Genomic DNA, 21,051 nt, shown 5'->3' with positions numbered 1-21,051 from the left:
CAAAAGCATGAACCAGCTGAACCCACCACCGGGCGCCGCGCCGGGACGGCAATGCCGATTGACCGTGATCGCCGCCATGCTGGCCGTCTGCTGGCAATGCACGGCGACAGCGGCTCCGGCGGCGGTTGCCGCGCCGGATGCCGCCGAGGCGGCAAGTACCGCTGGCGCGGCCGGTGGCGCCAGTGTGGCTGGTATGACGGGTGCGGCCGGCGCGGCTGCCGTGGCCCCCGCCGCCGTGGTGGTCATCAGCGCCACGCCGTTGCCCGGCGCCGCGCTGCCGTACCGGCAAGTCCCGGCCCAGTTGCAATCGCTGGGCGCGCCCCTGCTCGACGATCCTGCGTACGCCAGCGTGCCGGACTTGCTGAACCGCCGCCTGGGCGGCATCGTCATCAACGATATCCAGGGCAACCCATTCCAGGCCGACGTCGGCTACCGTGGCTTCACCGCGTCGCCGTTACTGGGCACGGCGCAAGGCTTGTCGGTCTATGTCGACGGCGTGCGCCTGAACCAGCCGTTTGGCGACGTGGTCAGCTGGGACCTGATCCCGCGCGCCGCGATGGCCGGCGCCAGCCTGATGCCGGGTTCCAATCCCCTGTTTGGCTTGAATACGCTGGGCGGCGCACTGGCCATGCACACCAAGGATGGCCGCGACCACGCGGGGACATCGCTGCAGGCGCAAACCGGGCGCCATGGCCGCCGCACCGTGGAATTCGAACATGGCGGCCACGATGGCGGGGGTCTGCACTGGTTTGTCACGGGCAATGGCTTCAAGGAACGCGGCTGGCGCGACGATTCTCCCTCGCGCGTCGGCCAGCTGTTCGGCAAACTGGGCTGGGCCGATGTCGGGACCGAGGTGGCCATTTCCGCCGCGCTGGCCAATTCCCGCCTGACCGGCAACGGCTTGCAGGAACAGCGCCTGCTGCTGCAAGACTACCGCGGCGTGTACACCAAACCCGATGAGACCAGCAACCGCGCCATGCTGCTCACGCTGAGCGGCAGCCATCGCTTATCGAGCGCGCTGCAACTGTCCGGCAACGCGTATCACCGAAAGATCCGCACCACGACTTACAACGGCGACATCAATGACGATGCGCTGGACCAGTCGCTGTACCAGCCCGGCGTGGCCGAACGCAACGCGCTGGCGGCCGCCGGCTACACGGGTTTTCCCGCCAGCGGCGCCAATGCGGCCAACACGCCCTTCCCTCACTGGCGCTGCATCGCCAATGTCTTGCTGCGGGATGAACCGGCGGAAAAATGCAATGGCCTGATCAACCGTACCGCCACCAAGCAACAGCAATGGGGTTTCAGCGGACAACTTGCCGCTCAGGGCAAAACTGGCGCGCTGCGGCACCGTGTCGCCATCGGCGCGGCCCATGACGCCAGCCGTGCGGATTTCCGGCAAACCGCGCAATTCGGCTACGTCAATCCCGGCCGAGGCATCGAGCCGGTGGATTTTTATGCCGATGGCACGCAAACCGATGACGATGGCCATCCCATCGACATGCGCGTCGACCTGCAGGGACGGACACGGACCTGGAGCTTGTATGCAACCGATACCGTCGGCATCACCGACCGCTTGCACGTGACCCTGTCCGGCCGCTACAACCGCACCACCGTGCATAACCGCGACCGCATCACGCCGGGCGGCGGCGGCGGTTCGCTCGATGGCGACCACCACTTCCGCCGCCTCAATCCGGCGCTGGGCGCCACCTGGGACTGGTCGCCGCAGGCCACCGTCTATGGCGGCTACAGTGAAGGCAGCCGCACCCCGACCGCGGTGGAACTGGGCTGCGCCGACCCGGCCAACCCGTGCAAGCTGCCCAACGCGATGGCGGGCGATCCGCCGCTGCGGCAAGTGGTGACCCGGACCTGGGAAGCCGGCATGCGCGGCGGCGCAGGCAACTCCGGCGCCGGCCTGCAATGGCACGCAGGCTTGTTCCGCGCCGCCAATACCGGCGACATCCTGTTCGTGGCCGACGACGCCGCCGGCTTCGGCTACTTCCGCAACTTCGGCAAGACCCGCCGCCAGGGGCTGGAACTGGGCATCGATGGCGCCCTCGGCGCCGTGACGTATTCGGCCAGCTACACGTGGCTCGATGCCACCTTCCGCAGCGCCGAACTGGTGAACGGCGCCGCCAACAGCAGCAAGGATGCCGATGGCAACATCGCGATCCATCCCGGCGACCGGCTGCCGCTGGTCCCGGCCCATATCCTGAAGGCGAACCTGGACTGGCAAGTGACGCCGGCGTGGAAAGTGGGCCTGGGCTTGCAGGCGGTGTCCGGCGCCACCGCGCGCGGCAATGAAAACGGGCGGCACCAGGCCGATGGCAAATACTTCCTGGGACCCGGCAAGTCGTCCGGGTACGCGGTGTTCGACTTAGATACCCGCTACCGCGCCACACCGCGCCTGACCGTGTTTGCCCACATCGGCAACCTGTTCGGCAAGCGTTACGCCACCGCCGCGCAACTGGGCGCCACCGCGTTCACGGCCAACGGCAACTTCATTGCCCGTCCCTATGCGGCGCAGGGCGACAATGCGACGTTGATGTCGTCCACGTTTTACGCCCCCGGCGCGCCGCGCATGGTGCGGTTGGGGTTGCGGTATGAGTTTGGGAAGTAGCCCTTCCTTACCAGCCGGCGGCCCAGGCGTGATATTCGCTGGGCCGCAAGCGGTAGCGGGCAATGCTTCCCTCGTGCAGCGCCATCAATTGCGTCTCCACAACCTCGACGAACCTCTGCCGCTCCTCGCTGCCCAAGGCATGTTCCGCCTGCTCGCGAACAAACCGTACCGCCTCGCTTTTACCAAGCCGCAGACGCACCACGTGCGCCACCGTATCCATAATCAACTGGCGATGCCGCAAACGGAACGGGTCTGGCTCTCCTAATGACTGGCGCACAGCAGAGTAGCGGGCACACGAACGCTTGTAGGCCCAGACAAACACGTCACGCAGCAATTCCACCCGATTCAATTCATAAACGCCAAGGACCGCGCTGATATACAGCGCTTGCTCCACGTCGACAAACGAGAGCGGACAAAGGTTCCGTTGAATAAAAGGGATATTCGCCACCAGTCGCGAGAGCCGCTTATTGACGTCTTCGAAGGGCTGCAAGTAAGGCAGGTGCACCATGGCAAAGAAAGCCTGCTCAAATGGATCGCGAATGGCCGCAGCCGTATCGAGTACCTGTGCAAAACACTCCTCGATCAATTGTGGTCCTGCCAGCGGGACAAACACCGTGCGCCCAATACCAACAGGTATCGCGCGGATTCGGCCACCGGCCGTCGGGTCTTGCAGCAAATTATCGGACAGTAAGGCATGAAGGTTCATGACCGTATAGCGGTTAAAACCGATTTCCCCCGCCGACTCGATCAGGAATTCAATGGCGCCTTTGTGATTGAGAATCATCTGGGTTTCTTGCGCATCCTTGCCATCGATGGCCACGCCGGCGGACAGCAAACGCTCAGTTTCCAGCAACGAATACGTGTTTCCTTCAAGCCTGCTGGAATTCCAGGACAGGTCAATCAACAGACGATTGGCAATTTGCCGCGCATACGTTCCGGCAGGTTCGTCGGACGCGACCGACTGCCCTTGCTTCAGCAAGGCTGCCCGCATCTCGTCAGACAGGTAAAACGTTTCGTTCGGCCGATACGCATCGAGGAACTGGCGGTTATAGCCAACAGGCTCACGCTTCGTCAGCGGTTGTGTGACGTACGCCCCCACTTCCCGTGCCGCATCGGACAAAGGAATCGAAGACGATGCTTCCATGACATCATCCGGGTGGCGCACCGCTTCGGAAGAGATCGGACCGTAATGATGGTAACGGATTGCGCGCGCGGAGCCATTCCGCAGCAACAACTGTCGCTCGATGAGATTTGCCAGCCAGCGTTGCAGCGTGCGCCGCGTCGGCGGTGCAGGCAAGGCCGCTTCGATTTCTTCCAGCGTTACACCATCGGAAAATGTCCCGACAACGTCAAGGACCGCTTTCAAATATGCGGGTAAGGATGGTGTGTTCATCGTCTCTTCAGGGCAGTATCGCGACATCGGTGTCGCAATTCTACTATCGCGACGTAAAACTCGCAGTAAAACCGTGTATGGCGACATATCGCGACATATCGCGACATCGATTGCACCGGGAATCCCGCTATACTGCACTTTTGCCCAGCGGGAATATGAAAATGAAAAAAATCGTCGTGAAATTCGGAGGCTCCAACCTGCGGCGGCCGGAAGACATCGACCGCGTGGCCGATGTGGTGCAAACCTATAACCGCCCGCTGGTGCTGGTGGTGTCAGCCTTCTACGGCATCACCAATGCGCTGATCGATTGCGTGCAGGCCGCCCGCAAGGGCGCCGGCACCATCTCGGCGCTGGAAGAAAGCCAGGATTACACGCTGGCGCTGCGTGCGCTGAAAAAAGAAATCCTCGAAGCCAACATCAAGGATCCGGCGCAGCGCGCGAAAACCGAGGCGGCGTTGAATGCGCGGCTGGACCAGCTGACGCGCTACCTGACCGGCATCCATTACATAGGCGACGTGCCGGACTTCGTCAACGACGCCATCCTCAGTTATGGTGAACGCCTGTCGAGCCTGCTGCTGGCCGATGTGCTGCAAAGCCGTGGCATCAATGCGCGCGAAGCGCTGCCGGAAGATATCGGGCTGGTGTCCGATGGCGTCTTCGGCAACGCCGCCTGCGACTTCGACGCCAGCACCGGACCGGTGTCGCAAGCCTTGTCCGGCGACGGCGTGGTGGTGGTGCCAGGCTTTTATGGCGTCAGCCGCGAAGGCAAGCCGACCCTGTTCGGCCGGGGCGGTTCCGACTATTCCGCCGCCTCGATTGCGCGCTGCATCGGCGCCGAATCGCTGGACGTGTGGAAGGATGTCGATGGCTTCCTCAGCGCCGATCCGGGCGCCGTTGGCAAACCGCATTCGATCGCGCGGCTGCACTACCTGGAAGCGGCGGAATTGTCCTACTTCGGCGCGAAGATCCTGCATCCGCGCACGGTAGAACCGATTTTCGACCAGGGCATCCCGATCCGCATTTTGAACATCACCAAGCCGGAACTGGGCCTGCATCCGTTTACCGTCATCGATGCCGAGCGCACCGTCACGCATGACGTGGTGAAAAGCGTGTCGTCCAGCGACGACGTGGCGATCCTGAAACTGCACGGTCCCGGCGTCGGCTTCAAGCCCGGCATCCTGGCGGAAGTCACGTCCACCCTGGACCGCAACGGCATCAATATCAAGAGCGTGCTGACGGCGCAAACCGCCATTAATGTCCTGCTGGCGCGCGATCACCTCGATGCGGCCTATGCGGCGCTGGCGGAACACCATATCCCCGGCGTGGTGGAAGTGTCCCGCAACGATGCGGTGGCGATCGTCGCCGTGGTCGGCGATGGCGTGCTCGATGCGTCGAATGTCGGCAGCGCGATCGCCAGCCGGGCCTTGTCCGCCGCGCTGGCGGGCGGCGTGCGCGTGACCCTGGCGGCGGCAGGGGCCAGCGAAGTGGCGGCTTACATGCTGGTGGACCGCAATGACCGCAAGCTGGCGCTGCAGGCGATTCACGATCACTTCTTTGGGGCAGGCCAGTCCTGACGATACGGTGCGTGGCCAGGGGGAGTCGCATCCTTAGCAGGCCTCTCGCGGAATGCCGAACATGAATCTGCCAGCCTCCCGCACGATGAGGACAAGTTATTATTTAATAACTTGTCTGTTGTTGCTCACGCCCGCACTATTGATCTGGCAGCATTTCGGCATGACCCGGGTCATTGAGATATCCCCTCTCCAGCCGCACGGCGCCAGGGTGACCGATGACAGTCAGCGCGATCAGGGTAACTCGGTCTCGTCGCTGGTTCGCAGCGACGATGCCTTCATCATGCGCTGCGCGCTGGGGCGGGCCGCTGCTTATCCTTTTTGCAAGCTGCAATTCCTGATCGGCGCCGCCGATAAAGGGGTGAACCTTTCCCAGTTCGACACGATTGCGCTCAACTTGCGCTATTCAGCATCGTCCCCGCAATATATCCGGCTCCATCTGATGAATTTCGAACCGGAGTTTTCCACGGTTGGAGAATGGAACTCGCAGCGGTATAACGAAGCTGAAATTGAACCCGCCGGCCAGCCCACCGTCACGATTCCCTTCAATGTCCTGCGCACGGCGGACTGGTGGCGCGGCACACACAAGGTGCCGCTGTCCAAGAGCTACGCCCGGTTTGACAACGTGACGGCCGTGGAACTGTCAACGGCAAGCTACCCGACTGGTCAACCGATCACCATCGAGCTGCAGTCGATTCAATTCCGGGGAAAATGGATATCGCAGGCAAAACTTCTGATGTATCTGGTGTCCGTGTGGATCGGATTCGGCATTCTTGGCTTGGTCACCATGCAAAGCCGCACCGCCGAACTGCGCCAGCAAACCCGTTATCTGCGCACACTGATCGACACGTTGCCGCTGTGGGTCTGGCTCAAGGATACAGGCTACCGCTATCTGGCGGTCAACCAGGCCAAAGCCGCGGCCTGCGGGAGCAGCGTCGACGAGATGGTGGGCAAGTCGGACCGGGAATTGTGGCCACCCGAACTGGCCATGCCCTCTCACGCCAGCGACACCGAAGTAATCACGACGCGCCAACGCGTCACCGTGGAACAGGCCATCGCCAGCGCGGACGGTCTGGTCTGGATGGAAACCTACCGGGCCCCGGTGCTGGACGACGACGGCACACTGCTGGGGATGGTGGGCGTGTCGCGCAACATCAGCGAGCGCAAGGCGGCCGAAGATGCACGCGAAACGGCGCTGGCCGAAGCGGTGCGGCTGGCGCGCCAGCGCAGCGAATTCCTGGCGCAGATGAGCCATGAATTGCGCACACCGCTGAACGCCATCCTCGGCTATGCACAAATCCTGCAGCGGGATCCGCACTTGTCGACGCGGCAGACCGCAGGCCTGGCGACGATCCATGAAAGCGGTCACCACCTGCTCACGCTCATCAACGATATCCTCGACCTGGCGCGCGTTGAAGCCGGCAAGTTGCACCTGGATCCCACCGATGTCGATCTTGCCGACCTTCTTCGCATGGTTGACGCCATCATCCGCGTCAAGGCGGACGAGAAAGACCTGTCGTTCGAGTTCCAGGCCGCGCCGGACCTGCCCGCGGCGGTCAACGTGGACGCCAAGCGCTTGCGCCAGGTGCTACTCAACCTTTTGGGCAATGCGGTGAAGTTCACCGACCAGGGCGAAGTCGTCCTGGGCGTACAGCGCATTGTGGCCGCAGGGGCCGCAGGGAACGACCAAGCCACGGTCCGGCTGCGCTTCGAAGTGAAGGACAACGGTATCGGCATGAGCGATGAACAGCTCACACGCATCTTCCAACCGTTTGAACAGGTCGGCGATATACGGCGGCGCGAAGCGGGCACGGGCCTTGGCCTGGCCATCAGCCAGCAACTGATTCGGCTGATGGGCGGGACTATCCAGGTATGCAGCGAATTGGGCAAGGGCAGCCTGTTCTGGTTTGAGCTGGACCTGCCACTTGCCACTCCCCTGTTGACCGCACTGCCGGCACCGGCGCGGATAGTCGGTTATGCGGGCCCGCGCAAAAAAATACTGGTCGTGGATGACGTGCCGCACAATCGCGCCATGCTGCTCGAAGTCTTGCAACCGCTCGGTTTCGACGCCGTCGATGCGGCCAATGGCGCGGAATGCCTGGAAATGCTCGATGCCGTCCTCCCTGATCTCATCGTGATGGATGTCATGATGCCGGTCATGGATGGCCGGGAAGCGACGCGCAGGATACGCCGCATGCCGGAGTTCGCCGGCATTCCCATCATCATCGTTACGGCCAGTGCGAGCCGCGACGATGAGGCGAAAAACATGGAAGCCGGCGCCAGCGCCTTCATTCCCAAACCCATCGAACATGACCTGCTGCTGGAAACCATCGGCAATTTGCTGTCCCTGGCCTGGATTCACGACGAGGCAGGACTGGAGAAAGCGGCCGACACCGGGGATTTCACCGCCCCTCCACCGGACGAAATCGAAACGCTGTACGGGCTGGCCAGGCTGGGCAACATGGCGATGATCAGGGCGCGCGCCGATTACCTGGAACAGCTGGACCAGCGCTACCGTCCCTTCGCGTCACGCCTTCGGCGCCTTGCGGACAGCTATCAATCCAAGGCCATCATGGCCTTGGTGGAACGGTATCGTGCGCCACCCGAAGCAATGCGAACGGAAAGCCCGCCGAGCTGATTCAAGGCGCCCCCCGCGTGCGATACTGTATTCATCCCACGCCCACGGAGCACATCATGCACATCGGACGATCCTATAGCCTGGCCGAATTCCTGCGCTGGACGCGGCGCAAGGCCTATATCCTGCTGGCGCTGTCCACCGCCCAGGTGGCGGCCTACGAGTTGCTGGAATGGCGCTGGCTGGCCATGCCGTGGGCGGTGGCGGCGCTGCTGGGCACGGCGGCCTCGTTCATTGTGGGCTTCAAGAACGTCCAGACCTACAACCGGACACTGGAAGCGCAGCAGGTGTGGAGCAGCATCGCCGGCATCAGCCGCTACTGGGGCGTGATTTGCCGCGATTTCACCGGCATGCCGCAGGCGGCGCGGGAGCTGGTGCAGCAGCATCTGGCGTGGCTGGCATGCCTGCGCTACCAGCTGCGCACCGCCCGCGTGTGGGAAACGGCGGCCAATCGCTACAACTTCGAATACCGCACCAACTGCTATACGGTTCCCGAGCACGACGTGCCTCTGGAATCGGTGCTGGGCGGCTACCTGCCTGCCGAAGACGCGGCGAGGCTGGCGCACTCCCGCCAGCCCGCGCTGACGCTGATCGGCATGCAGAGCCGCGCCATCAAGGAGCTGTTTGCCAGCCAGGCGATCCCGGTGCTGCATCACACCGAGATGCAGAAGACGCTGAAGGACATGATCGACCTGCACAGCCGCGCGGAGCGCATCAAAAACTTCCCCTACCCTCGCCAGTACGCCATCATCCACACCATCTTCGTGTGGATCTTCGCCACCCTGCTGCCGCTGGGGGTGGTCAGGGAATTCGACAAACTCAACGATGTGGTGGGCGGCGCGCTGGCCGGCCACATGGCCTGGCTGGCAATTCCGTTCAGTGTATTGGTGGCGTGGATGTACGTTTCGCTCGACCAGGTGGGCGAAAGCACCGAGAATCCCTTCGAGGGCGGCGCCAACGACGTGCCGATCACACACATGTGCCGTCAGATCGAAGGCGATCTGCGCGAACTGCTGGGGGAGGAAGCGCCGCCGGCCGACGCTGCGCCGGCGCGGAGCGCTATCATCCTGTGACGCGGCGCGCGGCCAGGGCGGCTACGCGCGGGGCAGCGCGTCCTGCAAACCTGCGGCCAGCTCAGGCACCACCTCAAACAAATCCCCGACAATGCCATAATCAGCCACCGCGAAGATCGGCGCGTCCGGGTCCTTGTTGATGGCGACAATGGTTTTCGAATCCTTCATGCCCGCCAAATGCTGGATCGCGCCGGAAATCCCCACCGCGATATACAACTGCGGCGCGACGATCTTGCCGGTCTGCCCCACTTGCCAGTCATTCGGCACATAGCCGGCATCCACCGCCGCACGCGATGCGCCCAGCGCCGCGCCCAGCTTGTCGGCCAGCGGTTCCAGCAAGCCGAACGCTTCGCCGGAACCCATGCCGCGTCCGCCGGACACGATGACTTTCGCCGCCGTCAATTCCGGCCGGTCCGACTTCGCCAGTTCGCGGCGGACAAAGGCGGACAAACCCAGGCCCTTCACCACGGCCACCGGTTCGACCGCCGCGCTGCCGCCATCGGCCGGCGCCGCGTCAAACCCCGTGGTGCGCACGGTGATGACCTTGACCGGGTCGGCCGACTGCACGGTGGCGATCGCGTTGCCCGCATAAACCGGCCGCTCGAACGTCGCGCCGTCCAGCACTTTCGTGATTTCTGAAATTTGCGCCACATCCAGCCGCGCCGCCACGCGCGGCAAGATGTTTTTGCCATACGCGGTGGCCGGGGCCAGGATGTGGGTGTAGGTGTGAGCGGTGGCCAGCGCCAGCACCTGTTCCGCCACGTTTTCCGCCAGGCCGTCCGCAAAGTGCGGCGCGTCGGCCAGCAATACCTTCGCCACACCCGGGATCCGCGCGGCCTGCGCCGCAACGCCCGATACAGCAGCACCCGCCACCAGCACGTGGACCGCGCCGCCGCACTGCGCCGCCGCCGTGGCCACGTGCAGGGTGCTCGATTTCAGGCTGGTGTTGTCGTGTTCCGCAATGACTAATGCAACCATGTTGACTCCTTCAAATGACTTTGGCTTCAGTGCGCAGTTTGGCCAGCAAGGTCGCCACATCCGGCACCTTGATGCCGCTTGAGCGCTTCGCGGGCTCCGCGACTTTCAGCGTTTTCAGGCGCGGCGTGACATCGACACCGAGCGCTTCCGGCGTCACCGTGTCCAGCGGCTTTTTCTTGGCCTTCATAATGTTCGGCAAGGTCACATAGCGCGGCTCGTTCAGGCGCAAATCGGTGGTGATGACGGCCGGCAGCGACAGCGACAGGGTTTCCAGCCCGCCATCGATTTCCCGCGTGACCACGGCAGTACCCTCGTCCAGCACCACCTTCGATGCAAACGTGGCTTGCGGCCAGCCCAGCAGGCTGGCCAGCATCTGGCCGGTCTGGTTGGCGTCGTCGTCGATCGCCTGCTTGCCCAGGATGATCAATTGCGGCTGCTCCCGGTCCGCCACGGCTTTCAGCAGCTTGGCCACCGCCAGCGGTTCCAGCGCCACACTGGTTTCCACCAGGATGCCCCGGTCGGCGCCGATCGCCATGCCGGTGCGCAGGGTTTCCTGGCACAGCGCCACGCCGCACGACAGCGCGACGATTTCCGTGACCTTGCCGGCTTCCTTCAGGCGGGTCGCTTCTTCCAGCGCGATTTCATCGAACGGGTTCATCGCCATTTTCACGTTGGCGAGGTCGACACCGCTGCCGTCGGCCTTGACACGCACCTTGACGTTGAAGTCGACGACTCTTTTTACGGGCACCAGTACCTTCATGCTGGCGCCTTTTGCAGCAAGCCGATGATGCTGGAAAAGTCCAGCGCACCCGCGCCCCGCGTGCTGTGCAGCGCATACAGGTTGCGCGCCAGTTCCCCCAGCGGCGCCGGCGACTTCGCGCCCATCGCCGCTTCCGCCGCCAGGCCCAGGTCTTTCAGCATCAGGTCCACGCCGAAGCCGCCGCTGTAGCCGCGCGAAGCCGGCACGTTGTCCATCACGCCAGGCACCGGGTTGTACAGCTCCAGCACCCAGTTGCGGCCGGAACTCTTGACCATGATGTCGGAGAGCACACGCGGATCGAGGCCGTTGGCCATGCCCAGCGCCAACGCTTCGGCGGTGCCGGCCATCAGGATCCCCAGCAGCATGTTGTTGCACACCTTGGCGGTCTGGCCCGCGCCATGACCGCCCGCATGGAAGATATTGCGGCCCATGGCCAGCAGCACGCCGCGCGCCCGTTCCAGCACGTCGGCCGGGCCGCCGACCATGAAGGTCAACGTGCCGGCCTGCGCGCCGCCGGTGCCGCCCGATACCGGCGCATCGATCATGTCCAATCCCGCCACCTGGGCCGCCCCAGCCACCGCGATGGCCGATTGCGCGGCGATGGTGCTGCAATCGATCACCAGGGCGCCGGGACGCAGCACGCCGATGACACCGTCCGTGCCGAGGTACAGGCTTTCCACGTGGCGGCTGGCCGGCAGCATGGAAATCACGATGTCCGCCCCTTCGGCGGCGGCGCGTGCCGATTGGGCCACGGTGGCGCCGGCGTCGCCCAGCGTTTTCAGTGCGGCCGGGGACAGGTCGTACACGGTCAGTGTGTGGCCTGCCTTGACCAGGTTGAGTGCCATTGGGCCACCCATGTTGCCCAGGCCAATAAATGCGATGTTGGTGTTGCTCATGATGTCTCCAGGTTATTTAAGGTCCGCCAGCGGATGGCGTTCCGCTGCCCACAGGCTGTCGAGGAAGGTGGCGCTGCTGCTGGCGGGCAGCCAGCGCGGCGCCATGTCCTTGTCGATCAGCAGCGCGCGGATGCCTTCCGCGAAATCGCCCTGCGCCGCGCAATGCAGCGCCACGCCATACTCCAGGCGGAACACTTCGGCCAGCGACAGGTGCCTGGCCGCTTCCAGCATGCGCCACGCCAGCCGCAGGGCGCCGGGCGACGCCCGCAACGGCGCGGCGGCCGCCTTGTCCAGCCACGGGTTGTTGGTTTCCAGCGCGGCCAGGGCAGACAATACCGCTTCCACCGTATCGTGGCCGCACAGGTGATCCACCAGGTCCTGGTGCTGGCGCAGCGGCCCGGCCTGGGTCCAGCCCTGGTCGCCGCCGCGCGCTTCGGCCCGGCGCAGTACATAGCCGACCAGCGCGTGGTTGGCTTCGTGGTTCGCACTCCACGGCTGGACCAGCAGCGCTTCCAGCACATCGTCCTTGGCGGCATGGGGCAGTACGTAATCGGCCAGCCCGACGTAACGGGCATCGGCCGCCTCGATCGATGCGCCGGTCAGCGCCAGGAAGCGCCCGCTGTGGCCCGGCATGCGGCTCAGGAACCACGAGCCGCCGACGTCCGGGAACAAGCCGATACCCGCTTCCGGCATGGCCATGCGCGTGCGCTCGGTCGCCACGCGGTGGCTGGCGCCCGCCATCAGGCCAATGCCGCCGCCCATGACGATGCCATGGCCCCAGCACAGGACCGGCTTCGGATAGGTGTGAATTTGGTAATCGAGCCGGTATTCGCAGCGGAAAAACGTGTTGGCGTACTCATTACCCAGCACATTGCCGCTGTCGGCCGATTCGTGGTGCGCGTGCATGGTGCGGTACAGGTTGTGCAAGTCGCCGCCGGCGCAAAACGCCTTGGGGCCCGCGCCCTGCAACAGCACCATGGCGATGTTGTCGTCCTCGGCCCAGGCCGAAAGGTGCCCGGCCAGCAGTTCGATCATCGGCAGCGACACGGCATTCAATGTCTTTTCCGCGTTCAGGGTCAGCACGCCGATCAGGCGGCCATTGGCCGTGGGCAGGGTTTCCGCCAGCACCGGCAACGCGGTGACCGGCAATTCGTTCGAACCGTCCATCAGCAATTCCTCCATTGCGCCGGGCGTTTTTCCAGGAAGGCTTGCACCCCTTCCTTCTGGTCTTCGGTGTCAAACAGGTCGACAAACAATTCGCGCTCGACCGGCAGCCATTGCGCCGGCGCTTCATGGCGCGCACCCTGGATCAGTTTCTTGCAGGCCGCCACGCTGGTCGGACTTTGCTTTTCCACCGACTTCGCCAGCGCCAGCGCGGCGGCCAGCGCTTCGCCTTTCGGCACCACTTGCTCGACCAGGCCTATACGCAACGCGGTGTCCGCATCGACACGTTCGCCGCACAGCACCATGCGCTTGGCCCAGCCTTCGCCCACCAGCCACGCCAGGTTTTGCGTGCCCCCGGCGCACGGCAGCAAGCCGACCGCCGCTTCCGGCAGCGCCATTTGCGCATGGCTTTCCGCGATGCGCAGATCGCACGCCAATGCGCATTCCAGTCCGCCGCCCATGGCATAGCCATTGATGGCGGCGATCGACACGCCACGGAAGCGCGACAGCGCTTCAAACGCTTCGCCGAAACGGCGCGCCATGGTGCGGGCCGCGGCCTTGTCGCCGTCGGAAAACACTTTTAAATCCGCCCCGGCGGAAAAGAATTTCTCGCCCTGCCCCGTCACCACCAGGCTGTAGATTTCACGGTTGACGTTCAAGTCCGCCACCAGCCGCGTCAGGGCGGACAGGCTCTGCGCAGTCCAGGTATGGGCCGGCGGGTTGGCCAGCGTGACAATCGCCGTATGGCCGGTAATCTCGACCTGCAAATTGGTATAGGTATTTGTCGTGTTCATCGCAATTCCTCCGCACTGGGTTGTTCGAGTAAGTGGCGCGCCACGATGACGCGCATGATTTCATTGGTGCCTTCCAGGATCTGGTGCACGCGCACATCGCGCAGGTAGCGCTCGAGCGGATATTCGCGGATATAGCCGTTGCCGCCATGGATTTGCAGCGCCTGGTTGCAGACCTTGAAGCCGACATCGGTCGCCAGCCGCTTCGCCATCGCGCAATACACGCTGGCATTGGGCGCCTTCGCATCGAGCTTGGCGGCCGCGAGGCGCACCATCTGGCGCGCGGCCACCAGTTCGGTCTGCATGTCGGCCAGCTCGAACTGCAGGTGCTGGAAGGCCGACAGCCGGTTGCCGAACTGGCGCCGTTCCGTCATGTAAGTGCGCGCCGCGTCAAGCGCCGCCTGCGCCGCGCCAACGGAACAGGTGGCGATATTGATGCGCCCCCCGTCCAGTCCCCGCATCGCAATGCGGAAGCCTTCTCCCTCCTTGCCCAGCAGGTGGCTGGCGGGAATGCGCACGCCGTCAAAACTCACGACCCGCGTGGGCTGGCTGTTCCAGCCCATCTTGACTTCCTTGCGGCCATAGCTGATGCCGGGTGTATCGGCCGGCACGGCAAAGGCGCTGATACCTTTCGGTCCCGCGTCGCCGGTGCGCGCCATCACCACCAGCAGATCGGTGGAACCGGCGCCGGAAATAAATGCCTTGCAGCCGTCGAGCTGGTAATAACCGTCCTTCAGCACAGCGCGCATGGCCAGCGCCCCGGCGTCCGATCCCGCGCCCGGCTCGGTCAGGCAATACGAGCCCAGTTGCTCGCCGCTGGCCAGCAGCGGCGCCCAATGGTCCCGCACCTCGGGCTGGGCCCAGGTCGCCACCATCCAGCTGACCATGTTGTGGATCGTGATGTAGGCCGTGGTCGACGGGCAGGCGGCCGCGAGTTCCTCGAACACCAGCGCCGCATCGAGCCGCGACAGGCCCAGGCCCCCCATGTCATGCGGCGTGTACATGCCACAAAAACCCAGTTCGCCGGCCTTGCGGATGGTCGCCAAAGGAAACTCGCAATCCGCGTCCCAGCGCGCCGCGTGCGGCGCCATTTCACCCGCGGCGAAATCGCGGGCGCTTTGCTGGAATGCGCCCTGCACTTCGGTCAGTTCGAAATCCATCATGTCCCCCTACTTCAGCGAGATCGTGGTGTTGACGCCGCCCGCCACGCTGCCGTCTTCGAACCAGCGCGCCGTGACGGTCTTGGTTTGCGTGTAGAACAGGATCACCTGCTTGCCATACGGCCCCAGGTCGCCCAGTTTCGATGCGCCCGAACCGGTGAACGAGAACAGGGGAACAGGAACAGGAATCGGCACGTTGATGCCGATCTGGCCGGCTTCCACTTCTTCCTGGAACTTGCGCGCGGCCGCGCCGGATTGCGTGAAGATGGCGGTGCCGTTGCCATTCGGGTTGCTGTTGATGAAGGCCAGCGCCTCGTCCAGGGTGGCGGCCGGCACCAGCGCCAGCACCGGGCCAAAGATTTCTTCGTCGTAGATGTCCATGCCGGGCTTCACGCCGGAGAAAATCGTCGGGCCCACGAAGTTGCCGCCGCTGTAGCCCGGCACGTCCGGCTGGCGGCCATCGAGTTCCAGCCTGGCGCCCTGCTCGATACCCTGGCCGATCAGGCGTTCCACGCGGGATTTCGCGGCGCAGGAAATCAGCGGGCCGATGTCGGTGCCCGGCTCGGTGCCGCCGCTGATCTTCATGGCGCGCGCCTTGGCCACCAGTTCCGGGATCCAGCTGTTCGCTTCGCCCACCAGCACCACCACCGGCAAGGCCATGCAGCGCTGCCCGGCCGCGCCGAACGCCGCGCCCAGGATGTTGTTGATAGCCTGGTCCTTGTTCGCATCGGGCAGCACAATGGCGTGGTTTTTCGCGCCCATCATGCACTGCACGCGCTTGCCCGCCAGGGTGGCGCGCTGGTACACGTGGGTACCGACGCGGGTGGAGCCGACAAACGACACGGCCTTGATGTCCGGGTGGTCGCAAATCGCATTGACGGCGGTTTCGCCGCCGTGGATCACGTTCAGCACACCGGCGGGAATGCCGGCCTGCAGCGCCAGCTCCACCAGGCGCATGGTCACCACCGGGTCCTGCTCGGACGGCTTCAGCACGAAGGTATTGCCGCAGGCGATCGCCATCGGGAACATCCACAGCGGGATCATGGCGGGGAAGTTGAACGGGGTGATGCCGGCGCACACGCCGATGGCTTGCTGCAAGGTGTAGGTGTCGACGCCGGACGCCACGTTGTTGGCCATCTCGCCCATTTGCAGGGTGCCGATATTGGCCGCGTGTTCCACCACTTCCAGGCCCCGGAAGATGTCACCCTCGGCGTCCGCCAGGGTCTTGCCCTGCTCCGCCGTCAACAGCGCGGCCAGTTCCTTCATGTTGTCGCGGATCAGTTGCTGGTACTTGAGGAAGATGCGGGCGCGCGCGCCGATCGGCGTGCGGCGCCAGGTTTTAAAGGCGTCCTTGGCGGCGGCCACGGCGGCATTGATTTCCGTGGTGGTGGCCAGCGGCACGCGCGCCAGCACTTCCTGCGTCGCAGGGTTGATCACGTCGCGCCATTCGGTGGTGGACGACTCGACGAATTCGCCATTGATCAGCAGTTTGACGGTAGGAATGGATGTGCTCATGGTGTCTCCTTGTAGGGTGGTGTGAGTGCTTGAAAACAGAATACGCACGCCGGGGCGCCGCGCCTATGCCGGAAAAAATCAATTTCAGTGCGAAAAAAAGCCACTGTCCCAGTGCTTTGCCGAATCGCCCGCATCTGTTTATACTGATTGAACGGCGCCTTGTGGCGTAAGGCTTTCTTCAATACAGAAAAATTCCCGTTTATGGAAAAAGGCAGTGTCTCTGTTTATTTCGTGCAATCGGCGCTGGACTCGCTGCGGGCAAAAGGCATCGCCGCCGATACGCTGCTGCTCGATGCCGGCATTGCGCCGGCCACGGTGCAATCACCGCATGGGCGCGTGACGCCGGAGAGCTTCAGCAAGCTGTGGCTGTCGGTGGCGGCCGCGCTCGACGATGAATTATTCGGGCAGGACAGCCGCCGCATGAAGGTGGGCAGTTTCGCCATGCTGGCGACGATTTTGACGGATTGCCCGACCCTGGGCGATGCGCTGAAACGCATGGCCCGCTTCTTTAACCTGTTGCTCGATGATTTCCATTGCGCGCTGGAAACCAGCGGCAACGAGGCCATGCTGACGATACGTCCCGCAGGCCGGCACGGCGCGCCGCGCGTGTTTGGTTTCGAAACCTTGCTGATGCTGCAGCACGGCCTGGCGTGCTGGCTGGTGGGCCGCCGCATCCCGCTGCTGTCGGCAGCTTTCTGCTATGCGGAAGCGCCGCACAGCGCGGAATACCAGCGCATGTATTCAGAGAATTTGCACTTCGGGCAAGATGCCACGGCGCTGCATTTTTCCCGCGCCGCGCTGGACTTGCCGGTGATCCGCGACCAGCAGGAAGCACGCGCCTTTGTGCGCAAGGCGCCCGGCAATATCGTCATCAAGTACAAGAACACCGATGGCCTGGCGGCGCAGATCCGGCGCCGCTTGCGCGCGTCCAGCGCGGGCGAATGGGCGGGTTTCGACGACGTGGCCGCACAGCTGAAAATGACGCCGGCCACCTTGCGCCGGCGCCTCGATGATGAAGGCCAGACCTTCCAGCTGATCAAGGACCAGTTGCGGCGCGACATGGCGGTGGATTTGCTGTGCCACCACACGCACAGCGTGGCCGACATCGCCGTCATGCTGGGCTTTGCGGAACCGAGCGCCTTCCACCGGGCGTTCAAGAAATGGACTGGCGCCAATCCCGGGCAATACCGGCTGCAAGGCGCCAGCCAGGGCTGACGCCTTTTCCCCGCTTACTGCTTACAGGCGCCGCGCACCTGGCCATGCGGTTTGACGAGGTCATTCATCGGCGGCCTCCCGCGGCCTGCACCGGTTCGGGCTCGAACAGCGGTTCCGGCGCAGTGGATGCGCCGGCCACCGCGGCCGATGCATGGAAACGGTGATCGACCAGGCCCATGGCGATAAACGCCAGCAATCCCGGCACGGCGATGGCAAAGAAGTTGTGCTGCAATTCCAGCCGCATGCCGACAATCGTGCCGATCACGATCGGGGCGATGATGGCGCCGGTGCGTCCCACGCCCGACGCCCAGCCCAGGCCCGTGCCGCCGGCCGTCAGCGGATAAAACTGGCTGACATAGGCGTACGCCAGCAACTGGGTGCCGATGGTGGTGGCGCCGGCGATGCCCACCAGCAGGAAGCGCACCGCCAGCGGCGTGTCATAGCCCAGCATGCCGATCGATGCCGCCGCCACCAGGAAGAACGCCATCAAGACGTGCTTGATGTTCATGCGGTCGGCCAGCCAGCCGCCGCCGATCGCGCCCACCACCGCGCCGAAATTGAGCGCCAGCACAAAGTTCAGCGCCGAACCCAGGCTGTAGCCGGCGGACGCCATCAGTTTGGCCAGCCATGCGCTGAGCGCGTAGACCATGAACAGGCACATGAAAAACACCATCCACAGCATCACCGTGCTGAAACCGCGTCCCTGCGCAAACAGGGCTTTCACGCCATCGCACCGCGCCGTGCCGGAAGACGTCACGAACGTGTCGCCCACCTGCGGCTGGTACGACGGGTCCATGGCCGCCAGGATGCGCTTGAGTTCCGGTATGCGCTGGTTGCGGATCAGGTAAGGCATCGATTCCGGCAGCGATTTCAGCACGAACGGCACCAGTACGACCGGCATGCCGGCCACCAGGAAAACCGATTGCCAGCCATAGGCGTCGAGCAGGCTTTTGCCGGTGACGGCGGCCAGCATGCCGCCCACCGCGTAGCCGCTGAACATGAACGTGGTCAGCGTGGTGCGGATGCGGGCCGGCGAAAATTCCGCCATTTCCGCCACCAGGTTGGGCAGCACGCCGCCGATGCCCAGCCCCGCCAGGAAGCGCACCGCGCTGAAGGTGACGGGATCGCTGGTAAAGCCGGTGGCCAGCGTAAATACGCTGAACAGCGCCATCGAAATTGCGATGGCCTTGGGCCGGCCTATGCGGTCGGCGGCGGTGCCGAACCCGATCGCGCCGATCATCATGCCAAACAGGGCCGAACTGACCATGAAACCGGCGCTGGCCGCGTTGACGCCCATGGTGGCCATGATCGATGGCAGCGCAATGCCGGCCACCGCCAGGTCATAGCCGTCGAAAATGATCACCAGGCCGCACCAGACCAATAGCTTGCGGTGGAAGGCGCCGAACCGCGCCTGTCCGGCCAGTTCGCTCACGTTGATTTTCTTCACTGCTGTCTCCTTTTTATAGTGATGTGTGGCGGGACGCCGCGTCAGGCGGCCAGCGCCAGCTGCTGCTTGCGCTGTTCGCGCAGCACGAAGCGCTGCACCTTGCCGCTCGGGGTCTTGGGCAATTGCTGCGCGAAGTGGACCTTGCGGGGATAGGCATGGGCCGCATAGCGTTCCTTGACCCAGCGCTGCAATTCCTTTTCCAGCGCATCCGACGCGCCGGCGCCGTCGCGCGGCACCACGTAGGCTTCGATGACTTCGCCGCGCACCAGGTCCGGCACGGCAATCACCGCGCATTCCGCCACGGCGGGGTGGACCGCCAGCACGGATTCGATTTCAAACGGCCCGATGCGGTACCCGGCCATGATGATGACGTCGTCTTCGCGGGACGAGAACCGGAAGTAGCCATCCTCGTCGACCTGGCCCAGGTCGCCCGTCACGTACCAGCGGCCATCGGCGGTGAATTTTTCCGCGCTCTTTTCCGGCTCGCCCTCATAGCCGCCGAACCACGCCAGCGGGCTGGCCGCCAGGTCGAACACCACACGCCCCACTTCCCCCGCCGCCGCCGGCACATCGGCTTCCTTGGCCAGCACGGCCGCCGTCCATCCCGGCATCGGCCTGCCCATGGAACCGGCTTGCACCGGGGCCGCCAGGCGCGGATCATGGTGATTGCAGAGCGTCATGCCGGTTTCAGTCTGGCCATAGTGGTCATACACCGGCACGCCCAGCGTACCCACCGCCCATGCATTGACTTCCGGTGTCAGCGGCTCGCCGGCGCTCGATGCGCAGCGGATGCGCAAGGGGCCGGGCCGGGCATCGGACGCCAGCATCGAACGGTAGACGGTGGGCGCGGCGGCGAAATTCGTCACGCCGCACTGTTCCAGCACGCGGTACGTCAGCGCCGCGTCAAAGCCGGCCTGCAGCAGCACGCTGGAGACGCCGGTGGTGAAGGAGCCCAGCACGCCGAAGTACAGGCCATAGGCCCAGCCGGGATCGGCCGCGCACCAGTAGGTATCGTCCGGGCGCAGGCCCAGGCTGAATTCCGCGTACGCATGGAAGGCGGCCAGCGCCCGCATCGGCACCACCACGCCTTTCGGGCGGCCGGTGGTGCCGGAGGTGTAAATCTGGATCAGCGGGCTGTCCGGGCCAAGCGTGGCGGCCGGAAATCCGGGGATGTGCGCATCGAGCGCCTGCTGGAAACCGATCGCGCGCGGATCGCCTTCAATGCTGGTGCCGCCCACCGTGATGATGCGCCACGGCGCGCCGGGCGGCATGTCCGGGCCGGGATCGAGCTTGGCGCGCTGCGACGCGTCGCACACCACGGCCCTGGCGTCGCTGCCGGTCAGGCGCAGCGCCACGGCGGCCGGGGCAAACGCGGTAAACAGCGGCACGTGCACGGCGCCCAGGCGCCAGATGCCCATCAGGGCGATGAGGAATTGCTTGCTCTTGCCCATCAGGGTCGCGACCCGGTCGCCCGGGCGCACGCCCAGCGCCGCCAGCGCGGCGGCAAACCGTTCCGATTCCAGTTTCAGGTCGCCGTAAGTGAAAGCCTCGACCGACAGGTCGCTGCCGACGATGCGGTAGGCAATCGATGCCGGGTCGTGGCGGTCGCACAGCAGGTGCGCCGCGCACACCTGGCTGGCCGCGTACTGTCCGGTTAATTGTGTAATGCGTTGCTGCGGCGTGGCGCCTGGGGTGCCGAAGTCCATGGTTGTCTCCATTGTGTGAAATGATGGTGAAGCTAAGTAGTTATTAGAATCTATCTTCACTTAAGGTTATGACCCAGACTCCCGGTTGTCAAAGGTTTTTTTACGAGAACGATCGTTCGCTTTACGA

Annotated in this window: 15 protein-coding genes; 5 read left to right on the top strand and 10 right to left on the bottom strand. The window is 64.4% G+C overall.

Translation table 11 applies throughout. From position 1 onward, the window contains the following. The first annotated feature begins 7 nt into the window (after positions 1-7). A complete protein-coding gene (locus AC1RRC_RS04240) occupies positions 8-2,620 on the top strand; it encodes a TonB-dependent receptor (protein ID WP_493054014.1) in 2,613 nt (870 codons plus the stop codon). A 7-nt stretch (positions 2,621-2,627) separates the two neighbouring features. On the opposite strand, the gene AC1RRC_RS04235 is transcribed toward AC1RRC_RS04240, so the two are convergent. After that, entirely contained in the window at positions 2,628-4,013 is a 1,386-nt protein-coding gene (locus AC1RRC_RS04235; protein ID WP_493054013.1) for a Fic family protein, read from the bottom strand. Positions 4,014-4,174: 161 nt separating this feature from the next. Here AC1RRC_RS04235 and AC1RRC_RS04230 point away from each other — a divergent pair, with 161 nt between their 5' ends. The 3 genes from AC1RRC_RS04230 to AC1RRC_RS04220 all read left to right on the top strand — a co-directional run bounded on the left by AC1RRC_RS04230 (position 4,175) and on the right by AC1RRC_RS04220 (position 9,292). After that, positions 4,175-5,587, top strand: coding sequence for an aspartate kinase (locus AC1RRC_RS04230; protein ID WP_493054012.1), 1,413 nt, complete (start codon positions 4,175-4,177; stop codon positions 5,585-5,587). 61 nt (positions 5,588-5,648) lie between these two features. Beyond that, the gene (locus tag AC1RRC_RS04225; protein ID WP_493054011.1) at positions 5,649-8,222 is read left to right on the top strand and encodes an ATP-binding protein; all 2,574 of its coding nucleotides are present in this window, start codon (positions 5,649-5,651) and stop codon (positions 8,220-8,222) included. 56 nt (positions 8,223-8,278) lie between these two features. Continuing rightward, positions 8,279-9,292: a bestrophin family protein gene (locus AC1RRC_RS04220; RefSeq protein WP_493054010.1), complete on the top strand. Its 1,014-nt coding sequence runs from the start codon at positions 8,279-8,281 to the stop codon at positions 9,290-9,292. A 21-nt stretch (positions 9,293-9,313) separates the two neighbouring features. On the opposite strand, the gene AC1RRC_RS04215 is transcribed toward AC1RRC_RS04220, so the two are convergent. The 7 genes from AC1RRC_RS04215 to AC1RRC_RS04185 are packed head-to-tail and all read right to left on the bottom strand — an operon-like array spanning position 9,314 to position 16,556. Beyond that, positions 9,314-10,270: an electron transfer flavoprotein subunit alpha/FixB family protein gene (locus AC1RRC_RS04215; RefSeq protein WP_493054009.1), complete on the bottom strand. Its 957-nt coding sequence runs from the start codon at positions 10,268-10,270 to the stop codon at positions 9,314-9,316. A 10-nt stretch (positions 10,271-10,280) separates the two neighbouring features. Beyond that, a complete protein-coding gene (locus tag AC1RRC_RS04210) occupies positions 10,281-11,030 on the bottom strand; it encodes an electron transfer flavoprotein subunit beta/FixA family protein (protein ID WP_493054008.1) in 750 nt (249 codons plus the stop codon). After that, positions 11,027-11,926 carry a 3-hydroxyisobutyrate dehydrogenase gene (mmsB, locus tag AC1RRC_RS04205; protein ID WP_493054007.1) on the bottom strand — a complete coding sequence of 300 codons (900 nt, stop codon included), beginning with the start codon at positions 11,924-11,926 and terminating at the stop codon, positions 11,027-11,029. The genes AC1RRC_RS04210 and mmsB overlap by 4 nt, the downstream gene beginning before the upstream one ends. 12 nt (positions 11,927-11,938) lie before the next feature. Then, entirely contained in the window at positions 11,939-13,093 is a 1,155-nt protein-coding gene (locus AC1RRC_RS04200; protein WP_493054006.1) for an enoyl-CoA hydratase/isomerase family protein, read from the bottom strand. After that, on the bottom strand, positions 13,093-13,884 hold the full coding sequence (locus AC1RRC_RS04195) for an enoyl-CoA hydratase (protein WP_493054005.1): 792 nt from the start codon (positions 13,882-13,884) through the stop codon (positions 13,093-13,095). The genes AC1RRC_RS04200 and AC1RRC_RS04195 overlap by 1 nt, the downstream gene beginning before the upstream one ends. Further along, positions 13,881-15,041 (bottom strand): acyl-CoA dehydrogenase family protein, encoded by a 1,161-nt coding sequence (locus AC1RRC_RS04190; RefSeq protein WP_493054692.1) that lies wholly within the window; start codon positions 15,039-15,041, stop codon positions 13,881-13,883. Before AC1RRC_RS04190 ends, AC1RRC_RS04195 begins: the two co-directional genes overlap by 4 nt. A gap of 9 nt (positions 15,042-15,050) precedes the next feature. Next, positions 15,051-16,556, bottom strand: coding sequence for a CoA-acylating methylmalonate-semialdehyde dehydrogenase (locus AC1RRC_RS04185; RefSeq protein ID WP_493054004.1), 1,506 nt, complete (start codon positions 16,554-16,556; stop codon positions 15,051-15,053). Positions 16,557-16,757: 201 nt separating this feature from the next. On the opposite strand from AC1RRC_RS04185, the gene AC1RRC_RS04180 reads away from it, so the two are divergent. Then, positions 16,758-17,771 (top strand): AraC family transcriptional regulator, encoded by a 1,014-nt coding sequence (locus AC1RRC_RS04180; RefSeq protein WP_493054003.1) that lies wholly within the window; start codon positions 16,758-16,760, stop codon positions 17,769-17,771. 64 nt (positions 17,772-17,835) lie between these two features. Here AC1RRC_RS04180 and AC1RRC_RS04175 read toward each other — a convergent pair whose 3' ends face one another. Together AC1RRC_RS04175 and AC1RRC_RS04170 are read right to left on the bottom strand one after the other, a co-directional pair. Further along, positions 17,836-19,218 (bottom strand): MFS transporter, encoded by a 1,383-nt coding sequence (locus AC1RRC_RS04175; RefSeq protein ID WP_493054002.1) that lies wholly within the window; start codon positions 19,216-19,218, stop codon positions 17,836-17,838. Between the two features lie 41 nt (positions 19,219-19,259). Beyond that, a complete protein-coding gene (locus tag AC1RRC_RS04170; RefSeq protein WP_493054001.1) occupies positions 19,260-20,924 on the bottom strand; it encodes an AMP-binding protein in 1,665 nt (554 codons plus the stop codon). Positions 20,925-21,051 lie beyond the last annotated feature (127 nt).

This window comes from Pseudoduganella sp. GW821-FHT12E03 (assembly GCF_058807115.1).
This window is presented reverse-complemented; position numbering and strand designations above follow the sequence as displayed.